A 15,484-nucleotide genomic window follows, 5' to 3' on the forward strand; every position below is an offset into this window, starting at 1 on the left:
GCGGGGCGTCAGCCCAGGTCGATCTCCGGGTACAGCGGGAAGCCGGTGACGAGGTCGGTCGCGCGGCGGGAGATCTCGTCGGCGATCTTCGGGTCCAGGACGTGCTGGGCCTTCGACGGGGCGCCCTTGCTGGTGGTGCCGGGCTCGGTGGTGGTGAGGACCCGGTCGATGAGGGCGGCGACCTCGTCCATCTCGCCGGTGCCCAGGCCGCGGGTGGTCAGGGCGGGGGTGCCGATGCGGATGCCGGAGGTGTACCAGGCGCCGTTGGGGTCGGCCGGGATGGCGTTGCGGTTGGTGACGATGCCGGAGTCGAGGAGCGCGGCCTCGGCCTGGCGGCCGGTGAGGCCGTAGGAGGAGGTGACGTCGATCAGGTTGAGGTGGTTGTCGGAGCCGCCCGTCACCAGGGTGGCGCCGCGGCGCATCAGGCCCTCGGCCAGCGCGCGGGAGTTGTCGACGATGCGCTGGGCGTAGTCCTGGAAGGAGGGCTGCCGGGCCTCGGCCAGGGCGACGGCCTTGGCGGCCATGACGTGCGGGAGCGGGCCGCCGAGGACCATCGGGCAACCGCGGTCGACCTGGTCCTTGAGGGAGTCGTCGCACAGGACCATGCCGCCGCGCGGGCCACGCAGCGACTTGTGGGTCGTGGTGGTGACGATCTGGGCGTGCGGGACCGGGTCGAAGTCGCCGGTGAGGACCTTGCCGGCGACGAGACCCGCGAAGTGGGCCATGTCGACCATGAGCGTGGCGCCGACCTCGTCGGCGATCTCGCGCATGATCCGGAAGTTCACGAGACGGGGGTACGCGGAGTAGCCGGCGACGATGATCAGCGGCTTGAACTCGCGGGCGGAGACACGCAGCGCCTCGTAGTCGATCAGGCCGGTGGTGGGGTCGGTGCCGTAGGAGCGCTGGTCGAACATCTTGCCGGAGATGTTCGGGCGGAAGCCGTGGGTGAGGTGGCCGCCGGCGTCCAGGGACATGCCGAGCATGCGCTGGTTGCCGAAGGCGCGGCGCAGTTCGGCCCAGTCGGCCTCGGAGAGGTCGTTGACCTGCCGGACTCCGGCCTTCTCCAGGGCGGGGGCCTCGACGCGGGCGGCGAGGACGGCCCAGAAGGCGACGAGGTTGGCGTCGATACCGGAGTGCGGCTGGACGTAGGCGTGGCGGGCGCCGAAGAGCTCGCGGGCGTGTTCGGCGGCGAGGGACTCGACGGTGTCGACGTTGCGGCAGCCGGCGTAGAAGCGGCGGCCGACGGTGCCCTCGGCGTACTTGTCGCTGAACCAGTTGCCCATCGCCAGCAGGGTGGCCGGGGAGGCGTAGTTCTCGGAGGCGATCAGCTTGAGCATCTCGCGCTGGTCGGCGACCTCCTGGCCGATGGCGTCGGCCACGCGCGGCTCGACGGCGCGGATCACGTCGAGGGCGGAACGGAAGGCGGTGGACTCGGTGGAGAGGGGCTCGGCGGGCATGGGGACCTCCGGACGTCGTGTGCAGCGATCACGGTGCGGCCCAGGCGCACGGCACTCGGTCTGGACGTCGGTCCAGGGGCCGCTCCCCGATGGTTGGTCCATCCCAGCGCGCCAGTCACGGCCCGTCGATCAGCCTACCGGCCGCGTCGGTGACCCATGGGCACGCGTCCATCATGCGAGCAACGATAGGAGGGGGCCGCAGAGCACGCGCACGGCCGGACTGGACAGTGGCCGCGAGCCTCGTGACTGCCGGGACACGAGCCCTCGCGGTGGCGGAAACGGAGAGCCCCGTGAGTACGTCGAGCACCACCGAATCCCTGATCGCCGAGATCGACGCGCACAGCGCGCACAACTATCACCCCTTGCCGGTCGTGGTGGCGACGGCCGACGGGGCCTGGATGACGGATGTGGAGGGGCGGCGGTATCTGGATCTGCTGGCCGGGTACTCCGCGCTCAACTTCGGGCACGGCAACCAGCGGATCCTCGCGGCGGCGAAGGCGCAGCTGGAGCGGGTGACGCTGACGTCGCGGGCGTTTCACCACGACCGGTTCGGGGCGTTCTGCACACAGCTCGCCGAGCTGTGCGGGATGGAGACGGTGCTGCCGATGAACACCGGGGCGGAGGCGGTGGAGACGGCCGTGAAGACGGCCCGCAAGTGGGGCTACCGGGTCAAGGGTGTCCCGGCGGAGATGGCGAAGATCGTGGTGGCGTCGGACAACTTCCACGGCCGTACGACGACGATCATCAGCTTCTCCACCGACCCGGAGGCGCGGGCGGACTTCGGGCCGTACACACCGGGCTTCGAGATCGTGCCGTACGGGGATCTGACGGCGATGCGGGGGGCGTTGACGGAGAACACGGTGGCCGTGCTGTTGGAGCCGATCCAGGGCGAGGCGGGGGTGGTCGTTCCGCCTGCCGGTTATCTGCCGGCGGTCCGGGAGCTGACGCGGGAGCGGAACGTGCTGTTCGTGGCGGACGAGATCCAGTCGGGGCTGGGGCGCACGGGGCGCACCTTCGCGTGCGAGCACGAGGGCGTGGTGCCGGATGTGTATGTGCTGGGCAAGGCGCTCGGGGGCGGGGTCGTACCGGTGTCGGCGGTGGTGTCGTCGGCGGATGTGCTCGGGGTGTTGCGGCCCGGGGAGCACGGGTCGACGTTCGGCGGCAATCCGCTGGCCTGTGCGGTGGCGCTGGAGGTGATCGCGATGCTGCGGACGGGGGAGTTCCAGGCGCGGGCGGCCGAGCTCGGCGCGCATCTGCACCGGGAGCTGGGCCTGTTGACCGGCACGGGGCGGGTGACCGAGGTGCGCGGGCGGGGTCTGTGGGCGGGGGTCGACATCGCGCGGGGCCACGGCACGGGACGCGAGGTGTCGGAGCAGTTGATGGACCGGGGCGTGCTGGTGAAGGACACCCATGGTGCGACGATCCGCCTCGCGCCGCCGCTGGTGATCGGGAAGGAGGACCTGGACTGGGGGCTGGCCCAGTTGCGGGGCGTGCTCGGGGTGTGAGGCACGGGTTCCCCCGCCGGGCGGCACGACCCCACGGGACGCTACCCGGCTCGGGCCCCCGCCGGAGCCGGACCGTGATTCCGGGGCGCCGGTGAGCCTGGGGCGGTACGTTCCGCACAGGACGCGTGACGGAGAGGCATGGTCGTCATGGGCGCAGTGGGGTCGGGGTCCGGGGCAGCCGGGGCCGGGGCGGCGGGGTCGGGGTCGCGGTCCGGGGCGGCGGGTGGTGGTCCCGGGTCGGCGGATGCGGGGCAGGGGGTGCTCTTTCGGGGTGGTGATGTCGAGGAGTTGCACGCGCTGGTCAGTGCGCGGTTCGCGCCGCATCGACTGACGGTGCTGGACGAGCATCCGGTCGACGGGCGGTTCCGGTGTGTGCACGAGGGGGGCGTGGCGCTGTATGAGCTGGGGTACGGGGCGGAGGTCGATGTCACGCCGGGTGAGCTGCCGGAGTTCTACAACATCCATGTGCCGCTGGCCGGGGACGGTGCCGTGACCGCGGACGGGGTGACGCTGTCGTCCGCGCTGAGCATCGTCAATCCGGGGCAGCGGCTGTCGATGCGATGGAGCGGGGAGACCCTGAACCGGGTGCTGATCGTTCCGCGGGCCACGCTCGACGGGGCGCTCGCCGTGCGGCTGGGTGAACTGCCGTCCGCGCCGGTGCGGTTCGCGCCGGTGCTGGATCCGCGGGTGGGGGCGGTCGGGGCGTGGTTGCGGGTGGTGCGGGCGTTCGCGGAGTTCGCCGATTCGGGGCTCGCGGCGCGGTCGCCGCTGGGGGTGGGGCACTTCGAGCAGTTGCTGGTGAACGGGCTGCTGGACGCACAGCCGCACATGCTCAGCGACACGGTGGCGGGCCGCGGACGGGCGGTGCTGCCCGGTGCGGTGCGGCGGGCCGCGGACTTCTGTGCCGAGCACGCCCATGAGCCCATATCCGTGGCGGACATGGCGGTGGCGGCGCGGGTGAGTGTGCGGAGCCTCAGGGAGGGGTTCCGGATGCATCTGGCCACGACTCCGCTGGCGTATCTGCGACGGGTCCGGCTGGACGGGGCGCGGCGCGAGCTGTTGGCCTTAGCGGACGGGCACGGGCTGGGGACGGTCACCGATGTGGCGTTGCGCTGGGGGTTCGCGCATCTGGGGCGGTTCACGGGGCACTATCGGGAGGTGTATGGGGAGACGCCGTCACAGACGTTGCGGCGGGGTTCGGGTTATCCACAAAAGGGTGCGGTTCCCGCCGTAAGCGGATAGCTGGGCGGCGCCGGCCGGGGCGATGCTGAAGTCCTGCCGCCCGGGTCGTGGACGGTGGTTCGGGGGAGCCGAACCGGGCGGCAGCATCGACGGAAAGGCGTCGGGGGAGGTACGCGGTCCTAGAGGATCACGTGGGGGACGAAGCGCGCGTACTCGTCCGTGATCAGACCGGATGACTCGCGGATGCCGAGGCCCGCCGACTCACCCTCGACCACCCACGCGCCGAGGACGACGTGATGGCCGTCGAAGGCGGGGAGCGGGGCCAACTGCTGGTAGCAGCAGGGCTCTTCGCGGACGACCGCCGCGGCTCCGGGTGCGTGGATGGTCACGCCCGCGCCCTCCCGGCCGAGCAGGGGCTTGGCCACGTAACCGGTGGTGGCGGCCAGTTCTCTCGGGCCGTCGAGATGGGCGGGGAGGAGGTTCGGGTGGCCGGGGTGGAGTTCCCAGAGGATGGCGAGGAGGGCCTTGTTGCTGAGGAGCATCTTCCAGGCCGGCTCGATCCACAGGGTGCTGCCGGTGCCGCCGCCGTTGTCGAGGGTGTCGAGGACGTGGTCGGCGAAGCGGTCCGTGGTGAGCCACTCCCAGGGGTAGAGCTTGAAGCAGCTGCGGATGAAGCGGAGTCGGTTGTCGACGAAGCGGCCGGAGAGCCGGTCCCAGCCGATCTCCTCCATGGAGATCCAGCCGGTGTCCAGGCCCGCCTGCTCGGCGGTCTCCTTCAGATAGGCGACCGTCATCATGTCCTCGCCGAGCTCGTCGGCGGAGGAGTACGCGAAGTAGAGGGGGCCGCCGGGCGGCAGCAGGGCGGACTGCTTCTGCCAGGCCGCGACGAGGCGTTCGTGGAGGGAGTTCCACTGGTCGGCGCCGGGGAAGCGGTCCTCCATCCAGAACCACTGCGGCGAGGCCGCCTCGACCAGTGAGGTCGGGGTGTCGGCGTTGTACTCCAGCAGCTTGGCGGGGCCGGTGCCGTCGTAGCGGAGGTCGAAGCGGCCGTAGACGGACGGCAGCTCGGCGCGGCGGCGCCAGGCCTCGGTGACCGCGGCCACGATGCGCGGGTCGGTGATGCCGAGGTCGGCGAAGCGGTTCGCGGCGACGATGTGCTCGGCCGCCGTCAGGCACATGCGGTGCAGTTCCTCGACGACCTCCTCCAGCGCCTCGACCTCCGGGAGCGAGAACTCGTAGTAGGCACTCTCGTCCCAGTACGGGCGCAGGGAGTTGTCGGGGTGGCGGGTGAGGGGGTAGATGAGCCCCTGCTCCTCGACGGTCTGCTGCCAGCCGGGGCGGGGCTCGATGCTGCGGCGCTCCACGTGGTACGGGTTCCTTGTACGGGTGCCTGGTAGGGGCCTTCGACGGGGATCCGGTCAGCCGCCGCCGCTGCCCGAGCAGCCGAAGCCGCCTCGGTCGACGGCCTCGCTGCGGCTGAAGGTGCCGAAGTCGGCGCGGCCGTCGTCGATGTCGGCGTCGTAGTACCAGGCGGCGTCGGAGCCGCGGGTCTTCTTCTTGCCGCCCTTGCCGTAGGAGGAGCTCGAACCGGAGCCGGACTTGCAGTTCCTGTCCGCGACGATCTTGTAGCCCTCGTAGGTGTAGCTGTCGCGGTCGACGCAGCGGCGGTCCGGGTCGGAGCTGCACGAGGTCAGGGCCGCGGCGATGACTCCCATGCCGCCGAGTACGACCGTGCTCGAACGCAGTCGGCGTCGCGTTTCCGCCATGTGTGTCTCCCCCGATGATCTGGTTGTCCGTGGTTCGTCAGGCGGACAGCCTAGAGATCGTCGGGAGTGGTGCTGTCGGCGGGTGTGCCGTTCCCTGACTCCCCTACAGTCGCTTTGTGCTGTTTGGGATGGTGTGTGCGCTGGGTGCGGCGGTCTGCTTCGGTGCGGCGACCGTGTTGCAGGCGATGGCCGCGCGGGCGGCGAGCGCGCAGGGGGGCGGGGGCGGCGAGGCGGGGGTGCTGCTGCGGGCGCTTCGGCAGTGGCGGTATCTGGCCGGGCTGGGACTGGACGGGCTGGGGTTCGTCCTGCAAGTCCTCGCGCTGCGGGCGCTTCCCATCTACGCCGTCGGGGCGGCGCTGGCGTCCAGTCTCGCGGTGACGGCGGTGGTCGCCTCGCGGCTGCTGCGGGTGCGGTTGCACCGGGGTGAGTGGGCCGCGGTGGGGGTGGTGTGTGCCGGGCTGGCGATGCTCGGGGTCTCGGCGGGTGAGGAAGGGGATCTGGGCGGGTCGGACGCGTTGAAGTTCTCGATGCTCGGGGTGGCGCTGGCGGTGTTGGGGGTGGGGCTGGCGGGTGGGCGGTTGCCGGAGCGGGGGCGGGGGCTGGTGCTCGGGTTGGCGGCCGGGTTCGGGTTCGGCGTGGTGGAGGTGGCGGTGCGGCTGATCGACTCGGTGTCGGTGCCTGAGCTGCTGGGGAACCCGGCGACGTATGCACTGCTGTTGGGGGGTGGGGCGGCGTTTCTGGCGTTGACGTCGGCGTTGCAGCGGGGGTCTGTGACGGTGGCTACGGCCGCGATGGTGATCGGGGAGACGGTCGGGCCGGCGCTGGTGGGCGTGGTGTGGCTGGGGGATCGCACGCGGGAAGGGCTGGCGTGGCTGGCGGTTCTGGGCTTTGTGGTGTCCGTGGCGGGGGCGTTGGTGCTGGCGCGATTCGGGGAGGCGCCGAGTTCATCCGGGGGTCGGGGCGGTGAGAATTCGGGGGGTGGGGGGTGAGCGTTGGTGGTGGTTGCGGTCCCGGGGGTTTCGCCCCTGCCGCCCCTACCCGTCCCGTTCCCGGGGGCTGCCGCCCCCGGCCCCCCCCGCTGTCGGCCCTGAACGGGCCTCGTCCTCAAACGCCGGACGGGCTGAGAGATCGCGGCCCGGCGTCGGGAGGACCACGCCAAGAGGGTGGGCGGGCGCTGGTGACAGCATGCCCCCGACGGCATGGACCCGGCCTCAAGAAGGACCCTCCCCGTCCCCTCACGGCAACACCCTCCCCAACGCCTCCAACGCCCCCGCCCACGCATGATCCGGCGGTGTCCCGTACCCCACGACCAGCGCGTCCAAGGGCTCCGTCGTGGACGCCTCGTGGCGGTAGGAGGTCAGGCCGTGCAGGGCCAGGCCCTGCCAGGTCGCCGCCTGGGTCACTGAGTGTTCCGTGCCGGGCGGGAGGCGCAGGACGGCGTGGAGGCCGGCCGCGATGCCGGTGATCTCGAGGTGGGGGGCGTGCGTGGACAGGGCGTGGACCAGGGCGTCACGGCGGCGCCGGTAGCGCAGGCGGGCGGCGCGGACATGGCGGTCGTAGGCGCCGGAGGTCAGGAACTCGGCCAGGGTCAGCTGGTCCAGCACACCGCAGGTGTCCGAACCGCCCTTCGCCTCGGTCACCTCCCGCACCAGCGCCGGAGGCAGCACCATCCACGCCAGGCGGAGCCCGGGGGCGAGGGACTTGCTGGCCGTGCCCAGGTAGACCACGTTGTCGGGGTCCAGGCCCTGCAACGCGCCCACCGGCTGGCGGTCGTAGCGGAACTCGCCGTCGTAGTCGTCCTCCAGCACGAGGCCGCCGGTGCGGCGCGCCCAGTCCACCACCGTCGCCCGGCGGTCGCGGTGCAGCGGGACCCCCATGGGGAACTGGTGGGCGGGGGTGAGCAGGACCGCCCCCTCGGTGCTCAACTCGGCCGGGTCGGTGCCTCGTTCGTCGAAGGGCAGGGGCGTCGTGCGCAGGCCCGCCGCCGTCAGTTGTCTCCAGTGCGGCGGGAGGCCGTACGACTCCACCGCCACCGTCCGCACACCGCGTGCCCGCAGCACCCGGGCGAGCAGCTGGAGACCGTGCACGAAGCCCGCGCACACCACGACGCACTCGGGGTCGGCGCGTACGGCCCGGGCGCGGGCGAGGTAGCCGGCCAGGGCGGCGCGCAGTTCGGGGTGGCCGCGGGGGTCGCCGTAGCCGAGGGCCTGGTTCGGGGCGGCGAGGAAGGCGCGGCGGGCCGCTCTGAGCCACTCCGCGCGGGGGAAGGCGGCGAGGTCGGGCGTGCCGGGGACCAGGTCGAGGACGGGGCGGGGGCGTTCGGGTCGCGGTGGGGCGGTGGCGGACGCCGGTGGGATCACCGCGCGGTCGGCGACCCGCGTGCCCGAGCCCTGGCGGGCGGTGAGCCAGCCCTCGGCGACGAGTTCGGCGTAGGCCTCGCCGACCGTGTTGCGGGCGATGCCGAGGTCGGCGGCGAGCGAGCGGGAGGAGGGCAGGCGGGTGCCGGGGGCCAGGCGACCGCTGCGCACCGCTTCGCGCAGGGCGTCGGTGAGGCTGCGGCGCAGTCCCGGTCCCGACGGTTCCAGATGGAGGTCGACGCCCAAAGTGGCCCAAGGTTTCGGCATGGAAGTGGACCATACTCCTGGGCTGCTTCGCTCCTAGGGTCGACACCATGACAACGATCGACAGCACCCCCGACGCCACGACGGTCCGGTACGCGGCCGAGCGGCCCGCCCGGCTGAACTGGGCCGAGCACGCCCCCGAGGTCTACAAGGCGATGGTCCGCGTCGACGCGGCCGCCCGTAAGGGCCTCGAACCCGGGCTGTACGAGCTGGTGAAGATCCGCGCCTCGCAGCTCAACCACTGCGCGTTCTGTCTCGACATGCACACCAAGGACGCCCTGGCGGCCGGCGAGAGCGTCGAGCGGATCATCCAGCTCGACGCGTGGGAGGAGTCGGCGCACTTCTACACCGAGAAGGAGCTGGCGGCGATCGAGCTGACGGAGGCCGTGACCGTCCTGACGGAAGGGTTCGTGCCCGACGAGGTGTACGACCGTGCCGCGGCCCACTTCGAGGAGGCCGAGCTGGCCCAGCTGATCTCGGCGATCGCGGTGATCAACGCCTGGAACCGGTTCGGGGTGACCTGCCGTATGGCGCCGGGGCACTACCGCCCGGGACAGCGTTCGTGACCCCACGCAACTGCAACCGGGTGATGGTCAGCTGCCGCATTCCTCCAGGGGGACACACACCATGACCGACGTCGACACCTTCCGGGCGCTCCACCGGCCCCGCTCCCCCGGCGAACCGCTGGTCCTGCCGGGCCCCTGGGACGCCGCGAGCGCCCGGATCTTCGTCGAGGCCGGGTTCCCGGCGCTGGCCACGCCGAGCGCGGGCGTCGCCGCCTCCCTCGGATACCAGGACGGGCGGACGCCGGCCGAGGAGATGTTCGCGGCCGTCGAGCGGATCGTGCGGGCCGTCGACGTCCCGGTGTCGGCGGACATCGAGGACGGGTACGGGATCGCGCCGAAGGAGCTGGTGGAACGGCTGCTGGCGACCGGTGCCGTGGGCTGCAACCTGGAGGACTCCACGGACGGTGTCCTCAAGGACCCGCGCGCGCACGCCGACTGGCTGGCCGAGGTGCGGCAGGCCGCCGCCGGCCGGCTCTTCGTCAACGCCCGGATCGACACCTTCATCCGCGCACACGACGACGGCGGCGGTTCGCGGGACGCCACCGAATCGGCCGTCGAACAGGCCGTCGAGCGCGCCGCGTTGTACGTGGCCGCCGGTGCCGACTGCGTCTATCCGATCGGCGCCCCCGTCGACGTACTGCCGCTGCTGCGGGCCGGGATCGAGGGGCCGATCAATGTGCACGGCACGGTGACCGGTGGCCCCGAACCCACCGAACTCGGTGAACTCGGGGCCACCCGGGTCACGTTCGGACCGGGCCTTCAGCGCCGGGCCGGGGAGGCGCTCCGCGAGATCACGGCCGGCCTCACGAAGTGACCGTCAGGACAGCCACGACTTCCATGTGGACTCGTGGTTGTCCGCCCACTTCTTCGCCGCCTCCTCGGGCGACAGCCGCTGCTCGGCGATCATCAGGGAGACCTCGTTCTGGTCCTCGGTCGTCCACTTGAACTTCTTCAGCAGGGCCGCCGCCTTGCCGCCGGTCTTCGAGAAGTCGGCGTTGAGGTACTTCTGGAGCGGGGTGTGCGGATAGGCGCAGGCGACCTTCTCCGGGTCCGCGTCGCAGCCCTCCTTGTAGGCCGGCAGCTTCACCTCGGTCATCGGGACCTTCTTGAACAGCCACTGCGGCTCGTACCAGTACGTCAGGAAGGGCTTCTTCTCCTTGGCGAACTGCTTGATCTGCGTGATCTGCGCGGCCTCCGAACCGGCGAACACCACCTGGTAGTCCAGGTCCAGGTTCTTCACCAGCGCCTTGTCGTTGGTGACATAGGACGGCGAGCCGTCCATCAGCTGGCCCTTGCCGCCGCTCTCGGCGGTGCGGAGCTGGTCGGCGTACTTGTTGAGGTTCTTCCAGTCGGTGACGTCCGGGTGCTTCTCGGCGAAGTACGTCGGGACGAACCAGCCGATGTGACCGGTGACCCCGAGGTCGCCGCCGGGCACGATCGTCTTCTTGTCCTTGACGTACCGCTGCTCCTCCTCCGGGTGGCCCCAGTCCTCCATGATCGCGTCGACCCGGCCCTGGCTGAGCGCGTCCCAGGCGGGGATCTCGTCGACCTGGACGGTGTCGACGCGGTAGCCGAGCTCGTGCTCCAGGAGGTACTGGGCGACGGCCACGTTGGCCTGGGCGCCGACCCAGGACTGCACGGAGAGCGTCACCGTCTTCGCGCCCTGGGCGTTGGCGAAGGGCGAGGCCTGCTTGGTCATGTCGGCGGCGCCACAGCCGGTCAGCAACGCCACGGCGGACGTGCCGGCCACGAGGGCGACAGTGCTACGAAGTCGCATGTCACGCTCCCTTCTTCGCGCGGCGTTCGGTCGGCTGGGTCACCCGGTCCAGCATCAGACCCAGGCAGACGATCGCGGCACCGGCCACCAGACCGGTCGCCAGGTCGCCGCGCGCGAGGCCGGCGACGACGTCGTAGCCGAGCGCGCCACCGCCGACCAGGCCGCCGATGATGACGACGGCGAGGACCAGGACCACGCCCTGGTTGACGGCGAGCAGCAGGGCGGGCCGGGCGAGCGGGAGCTGGACCTGGCGCAGTTGCTGGGCCGGGGTCGCGCCGAGCGAGCGGGACGACTCCAGGGCGGCCGGGTCGACCTGGCGCAGGCCCTGGGTGGTGATGCGGACAACGGCGGGCAGCGCGTAGACGACGGCGGCGGCGACGGCGGGGGCACGGCCCACACCGAACAGGGCCACCACCGGGATCAGGTACACGAACTGCGGCATCGTCTGGAAGACGTCCAGGACGGGACGGAGCATCCGCTCGACGCGGTCGCTGCGCGCGGCGGCGATACCGGTCGCGAAGCCCAGGACCAGGGTGACGGCGACGGCCGCGAGCACCTGGGACAGGGTGTCGAGGGAGGGCTTCCACACGCCGAGCACGCCGATCGCGGCCATGGCGAGCACGGCGGTGAGCGCGGTGCGCCAGGTGCCGATCAGCCAGGCCAGCGCGGCGACGATCAGCAGGACCGACCACCAGGGCAGCCACTGGAGGCCGTCACGCAGCGGGTCGAGGATCCAGGTGGTGAAGTGCGCCGCCCAGTCGGCGGTGCCGCCGACGACGGGCACACCGGAGTAGAGGTGGTCGGTCATCCAGTCGACGGCACGGTTGACCGGCTCGGCGATGTTCAGCGTCCAGGTGTCGGGCCAGTCGAGGCGGCCCGCGAGACGTCCGGCGACGGCGATGACGACGGTGCCGGCGAGGGCGTACAGCCAGAGCGCCCGGCCGTTCGGGTGGGGTTCCTGGCCGAGCTTCTCGCCCGCGGCGCCGGTCACCCGGTCCAGTACGACGGCGAGCAGCACGATCGGGATGCCGGCCGCGAGCGCGGCGCCGACGTCGACCGAGGCGAGTGCCTGGTAGACGCGGTCACCGAGGCCGCCGGCGCCGATGACGGACGCGATGACGGCCATGGACAGCGCCATCATGATCGTCTGGTTGAGGCCGAGCAGGAGTTCCTTGCGGGCCAGCGGGATCCGGGCGGTCAGCAGGCGCTGCCGTGCGGTGGCGCCGAGCGACTCGACGGCCTCCAGCACCTCGCTGTCGGCGCCGCGCAGACCGAGGGCGGTGAGGCGGGCCATCGGCGGGGCGGCGTAGACGACGGTGGCGAGGACAGCGGCGGGCACGCCGATGCCGAAGACCAGGACGACGGGCAGCAGGTAGGCGAAGGCCGGGAGCACCTGCATGGTGTCCAGGACGGGGCGCAGTATCCGGTTCATACGGTCCGACAGCCCGGCGGCGAGGCCCAGCAGCGCGCCCACGACGACCGAGGCGAGCACCGCCACGACCATCAGCGCGAGGGTCTGCATGGTCGGGATCCACATGCCGAGGAACCCGCAGGCCAGGAAGGCGGCACCGGTGCCGGCGGCCAGCTTCCAGCCCGCGACGCGCCAGGCGACGGCGGCCGCGGCGACGGTCACCCCGGCCCATCCGGCGGCGAGCAGCACCAGGTACACGGCGCGTACACAGATGACGACCGCGTTGCTGATGTGCCCGAGGAAGTAGAGGAACAGCGGGTGGCTGTCGCGGTTGTCGATGATCCAGTCGCTGACCTTGGTCAGCGGTTCGGAGACGTCGACGGTCAGGGCGCCCGGCCAGCTGCCGCTCGCCCAGCGGGCGTTGGCCAGCGGCACCAGGACCGCGGCGGCGAGCGCGAGCAGCAGCAGTTTGCGGACCACGGGGTGCTTGAGGAATCCGGGCAGGGCAGTGCGCGGGGCGGCGGCGGTGACAGTGGCCATCACACGGCCTCCTTGGGCTGCTCCGTCCCCGCGGTGACTGGCTGCTCCGTCCCTGCCACGACGCCGAGAAGCCGCTCGTGGTCGACCACCCCGAGACAGCGGCCGCCCTCCATGACCCGGGCGGGGGAACCGGTGCGCGCCACGGCCTCGATGGCCTCGGACACCGTCGCGTCCGGCGCGAGGGCGGGGCCCTGACCGGCCTCGTCCGCCGACGCGTTGCGCATGGCCGTACGGACGGTCAGGACCTGTTCGCGCGCGACGTCCCGGACGAACTCGCGGACGTAGTCGTCGGCCGGGGAGCCCACGATCTCCTCCGGGGTGCCCAGCTGGACGACCCGGCCGTCGCGCATCAGGGCGATGCGGTCGCCGAGCTTGAGGGCCTCGCTGAGGTCGTGGGTGATGAAGACCATGGTGCGGCCCTCCTCGCGGTGCAGGCGGACGACCTCCTCCTGCATGTCCCGCCGGATCAGCGGGTCTAGCGCGCTGAACGGCTCGTCGAAGAGCAGCACCTCGGGGTCCACCGCGAGCGCCCGGGCGAGGCCGACGCGCTGGCGCTGACCGCCGGACAGCTGGCCCGGCCTGCGGTGCTCCATGCCCTCCAGGCCGACCTTGGCCACCACTTCGGCGGCCCGCTCACGGCGCTCCGCCTTGCCGACGCCCTGGATCTCCAGGCCGTACGCCACGTTGTCCAGGACGGTGCGGTGCGGGAGCAGGCCGAAGTGCTGGAAGACCATCGCGGCGCGGTGGCGGCGCAGTTCGCGCAGCCGGGACTTGTCCATGGCGCGTACGTCCTCGCCGTCGATGGCGATGGTGCCGGCCGTCGGCTCGATGAGCCGGGTCAGACAGCGCACGAGCGTGGACTTGCCGGAGCCGGACAGGCCCATGACGACGAAGACCTCGCCCTTGCGGACGTCGAAGGACACATCACGCACGGCCGCCGTGCAGCCGGTGCGCTCGCGCAGTTCGGCCGGGTCGAGCGCGGTCAGCTCCGGGTCGTCGGGGACGCGGTGCGCCTTGGGGCCGAAGACCTTCCACAGGCCCTCGACGGCGAACACCGGCTCGGTCGGCGGCTTACGGGTCTCGGGAATATCGGGCGTCGCGGTACTGGTGGTCGTACTCATCACGCCTCACCTCCAATCAGGTCGACGGCCTTCTCACCGACCATGAGCACCCCGATCATCGGGTTCACGGCGGTCATCGTCGGGAAGACGGAGGCGTCGGCGATTCGAATTCCTTGCAGGCCGCGGATCCGCAACTGCGGGTCGACCACGGCCAGTTCGTCCTCGGCGGCGCCCATACGGCAGGTGCCGGCCGGGTGGTACACGGTGTGCGCGACCTTGCGCGCGTACTCGCTGAGCTCCTCGTCGCCGGTGACGTCGGGGCCGGGGCACACCTCGCGCTTGAGCCAGTGCGCGAGCGGCTCGGTCTTCGCGATCTCGCGGGCGATCCTGATGCCGTCGACGAGGGTGCGGCCGTCGTAGTCGTCCTCGTCGGTGAAGTAGCGGAAGTCCAGGGCGGGCTTGACCTCCGGGTCGGCGCTGGTGAGGTAGAGCCGGCCGCGGCTCCTCGGCTTGGGGATGTTGGGGGTCATCGAGACGCCGTGCGCGGGCCGCTGGTAGCCCAGCCGCTCCGGGTTGTCCGTGAACGGGATCTGGTAGAAGTGGAACATCAGGTCCGGGCCCGGGTGTTCGGGGTCCCGGCGCACGAACAGGCCCGCGTCGGAGTCCATCGCGGAGTTCTCCGGGATGGGGCCGTCGGTCTCCCAGACGATCACCGACTCGGGGTGGTCGAGCAGGTTCTCGCCGACGCCCGGCAGGTCGTGGACGACCGGGATGCCGAGGGCCTCCAGGTCGGCCTTGGGTCCGATGCCGGAGTGCATCAGCAGCCGGGGCGAGTCCACGGCGCCCGCGCACAGGACGACCTCGTTGCGGGCCCGGATCAGCGCCTCCTCGCCGTCCTTGGTGCGCACGTGCACGCCCTTGGCGCGGGTGCCGTCGAGCTCCAGCCTGTACGCCCAGGTCTCCAGCAGGATCGTGAGGTTCTCGCGCTCGTCCATCACCGGGTGCAGATACGCCACCGACGCCGAGGACCGCTTGTTGTTCTCGGGGTGGTAGGCGAGGTCGAAGAAGCCGACGCCGTCGGTGAAGGGCTGCTTGTTGAAGCCCTCGACGCGCGGGACGCCGAGCGCGTCCTGCGCCGCGTCGACGAAGTCACGGGCGATGGCGTTCCGGTCGTTCTCGTCGACGGGGACGATGTTGTTCTTCAGCCGGGCGTAGTACGCCTCCATCGGCACCGCGCCCCAGCCCTTGGCGCCCGCCTCCTCCCACTCGTCCCAGTCGGACGGCAGCGGCTTGAAGGCGATGAGGGTGTTGTGCGAGGAGCAGCCGCCCAGGACGCGGGCTCGGCTGTGCCGGATGTGCGAGTTGCCGCGGGGCTGCTCGGTGGTCGGGTAGTCGTAGTCCAGCTCGCCGCCGAGCAGGCCCATCCAGCGGCGCAGGGTGAGCACCTCGTCGCGGCCGACGTCGCTGGGTCCGCCCTCGATGACGGCGACCGTGACGTCGGGGTTCTCGGTGAGACGGGAGGCGATCACCGATCCTGCGGTGCCGCCGCCGATCACGACGTAGTCGTAGACAGGGGTGTTCTCGGACATGTCGGGATA

At 71.7% G+C, this 15,484-nt stretch carries 13 protein-coding genes and 1 riboswitch; of the genes, 5 read left to right on the forward strand and 8 right to left on the reverse strand.

Annotated elements, in window-relative coordinates; translation table 11 throughout:
• Positions 1 to 8: 8 nt before the first annotated feature.
• Complete coding sequence (locus ACIQWG_RS25140) at positions 9 to 1,457, reverse strand: glycine hydroxymethyltransferase (RefSeq protein ID WP_404099750.1); 1,449 nt, start codon at positions 1,455 to 1,457, stop codon at positions 9 to 11.
• A gap of 31 nt (positions 1,458 to 1,488) precedes the next feature.
• Positions 1,489 to 1,586, reverse strand: a riboswitch (ZMP/ZTP riboswitch).
• Between the two features lie 161 nt (positions 1,587 to 1,747).
• Between ACIQWG_RS25140 and rocD the strand changes: the two genes are divergently transcribed.
• Positions 1,748 to 2,962: an ornithine--oxo-acid transaminase gene (gene rocD, locus ACIQWG_RS25145; RefSeq protein ID WP_404099752.1), complete on the forward strand. Its 1,215-nt coding sequence runs from the start codon at positions 1,748 to 1,750 to the stop codon at positions 2,960 to 2,962.
• A 258-nt stretch (positions 2,963 to 3,220) separates the two neighbouring features.
• Complete coding sequence (locus ACIQWG_RS25150) at positions 3,221 to 4,204, forward strand: AraC family transcriptional regulator (protein ID WP_404099754.1); 984 nt, start codon at positions 3,221 to 3,223, stop codon at positions 4,202 to 4,204.
• 119 nt (positions 4,205 to 4,323) lie between these two features.
• Here the strand turns inward: ACIQWG_RS25150 and ACIQWG_RS25155 are convergent, their stop codons facing one another.
• Positions 4,324 to 5,508, reverse strand: a complete 1,185-nt coding sequence (locus ACIQWG_RS25155; protein ID WP_404099756.1) for a glutathionylspermidine synthase family protein — start codon at positions 5,506 to 5,508, stop codon at positions 4,324 to 4,326.
• A 54-nt stretch (positions 5,509 to 5,562) separates the two neighbouring features.
• Positions 5,563 to 5,910: a hypothetical protein gene (locus ACIQWG_RS25160; protein WP_404099758.1), complete on the reverse strand. Its 348-nt coding sequence runs from the start codon at positions 5,908 to 5,910 to the stop codon at positions 5,563 to 5,565.
• Positions 5,911 to 6,038: 128 nt separating this feature from the next.
• Here ACIQWG_RS25160 and ACIQWG_RS25165 point away from each other — a divergent pair, with 128 nt between their 5' ends.
• Positions 6,039 to 6,899 carry a hypothetical protein gene (locus ACIQWG_RS25165; protein ID WP_404100358.1) on the forward strand — a complete coding sequence of 287 codons (861 nt, stop codon included), beginning with the start codon at positions 6,039 to 6,041 and terminating at the stop codon, positions 6,897 to 6,899.
• Between the two features lie 246 nt (positions 6,900 to 7,145).
• Here the strand turns inward: ACIQWG_RS25165 and ACIQWG_RS25170 are convergent, their stop codons facing one another.
• Positions 7,146 to 8,534, reverse strand: a complete 1,389-nt coding sequence (locus ACIQWG_RS25170; protein ID WP_404099760.1) for a PLP-dependent aminotransferase family protein — start codon at positions 8,532 to 8,534, stop codon at positions 7,146 to 7,148.
• A gap of 47 nt (positions 8,535 to 8,581) precedes the next feature.
• On the opposite strand from ACIQWG_RS25170, the gene ACIQWG_RS25175 reads away from it, so the two are divergent.
• Together ACIQWG_RS25175 and ACIQWG_RS25180 are read left to right on the forward strand one after the other, a co-directional pair.
• Positions 8,582 to 9,097: a carboxymuconolactone decarboxylase family protein gene (locus ACIQWG_RS25175; RefSeq protein WP_404099762.1), complete on the forward strand. Its 516-nt coding sequence runs from the start codon at positions 8,582 to 8,584 to the stop codon at positions 9,095 to 9,097.
• A gap of 61 nt (positions 9,098 to 9,158) precedes the next feature.
• Entirely contained in the window at positions 9,159 to 9,911 is a 753-nt protein-coding gene (locus ACIQWG_RS25180; protein ID WP_404099764.1) for an isocitrate lyase/phosphoenolpyruvate mutase family protein, read from the forward strand.
• A gap of 3 nt (positions 9,912 to 9,914) precedes the next feature.
• On the opposite strand, the gene ACIQWG_RS25185 is transcribed toward ACIQWG_RS25180, so the two are convergent.
• The 4 genes from ACIQWG_RS25185 to ACIQWG_RS25200 are packed head-to-tail and all read right to left on the reverse strand — an operon-like array spanning position 9,915 to position 15,475.
• Positions 9,915 to 10,874 carry an ABC transporter substrate-binding protein gene (locus tag ACIQWG_RS25185; protein WP_404099766.1) on the reverse strand — a complete coding sequence of 320 codons (960 nt, stop codon included), beginning with the start codon at positions 10,872 to 10,874 and terminating at the stop codon, positions 9,915 to 9,917.
• 1 nt (position 10,875) lies between these two features.
• Positions 10,876 to 12,825 (reverse strand): ABC transporter permease, encoded by a 1,950-nt coding sequence (locus ACIQWG_RS25190; protein ID WP_404099768.1) that lies wholly within the window; start codon positions 12,823 to 12,825, stop codon positions 10,876 to 10,878.
• The gene (locus tag ACIQWG_RS25195; protein ID WP_404099770.1) at positions 12,825 to 13,946 is read right to left on the reverse strand and encodes a glycine betaine/L-proline ABC transporter ATP-binding protein; all 1,122 of its coding nucleotides are present in this window, start codon (positions 13,944 to 13,946) and stop codon (positions 12,825 to 12,827) included. Before ACIQWG_RS25195 ends, ACIQWG_RS25190 begins: the two co-directional genes overlap by 1 nt.
• A complete protein-coding gene (locus tag ACIQWG_RS25200; protein ID WP_404099772.1) occupies positions 13,946 to 15,475 on the reverse strand; it encodes a GMC family oxidoreductase in 1,530 nt (509 codons plus the stop codon). The genes ACIQWG_RS25195 and ACIQWG_RS25200 overlap by 1 nt, the downstream gene beginning before the upstream one ends.
• Positions 15,476 to 15,484: the final 9 nt, after the last annotated feature.

Origin of the sequence: Streptomyces sp. NPDC098781, assembly GCF_044759995.1 — a bacterium.
In the GTDB taxonomy this organism is placed as follows: domain Bacteria; phylum Actinomycetota; class Actinomycetes; order Streptomycetales; family Streptomycetaceae; genus Streptomyces.

Excerpts from the sequence above, each read along its gene's own strand:
- ACIQWG_RS25175 (WP_404099762.1), top strand. The coding sequence starts at position 8,582 with ATGACAACGATCGACAGCACCCCCGACGCCACGACGGTCCGGTACGCG.
- ACIQWG_RS25200 (WP_404099772.1), bottom strand. The coding sequence starts at position 15,475 with ATGTCCGAGAACACCCCTGTCTACGACTACGTCGTGATCGGCGGCGGC.
- ACIQWG_RS25180 (WP_404099764.1), top strand. The coding sequence starts at position 9,159 with ATGACCGACGTCGACACCTTCCGGGCGCTCCACCGGCCCCGCTCCCCC.
- ACIQWG_RS25140 (WP_404099750.1), bottom strand. The coding sequence starts at position 1,457 with ATGCCCGCCGAGCCCCTCTCCACCGAGTCCACCGCCTTCCGTTCCGCC.
- ACIQWG_RS25160 (WP_404099758.1), bottom strand. The coding sequence starts at position 5,910 with ATGGCGGAAACGCGACGCCGACTGCGTTCGAGCACGGTCGTACTCGGC.
- ACIQWG_RS25185 (WP_404099766.1), bottom strand. The coding sequence starts at position 10,874 with ATGCGACTTCGTAGCACTGTCGCCCTCGTGGCCGGCACGTCCGCCGTG.
- ACIQWG_RS25170 (WP_404099760.1), bottom strand. The coding sequence starts at position 8,534 with ATGCCGAAACCTTGGGCCACTTTGGGCGTCGACCTCCATCTGGAACCG.
- ACIQWG_RS25165 (WP_404100358.1), top strand. The coding sequence starts at position 6,039 with ATGGTGTGTGCGCTGGGTGCGGCGGTCTGCTTCGGTGCGGCGACCGTG.
- ACIQWG_RS25195 (WP_404099770.1), bottom strand. The coding sequence starts at position 13,946 with ATGAGTACGACCACCAGTACCGCGACGCCCGATATTCCCGAGACCCGT.
- ACIQWG_RS25190 (WP_404099768.1), bottom strand. The coding sequence starts at position 12,825 with ATGGCCACTGTCACCGCCGCCGCCCCGCGCACTGCCCTGCCCGGATTC.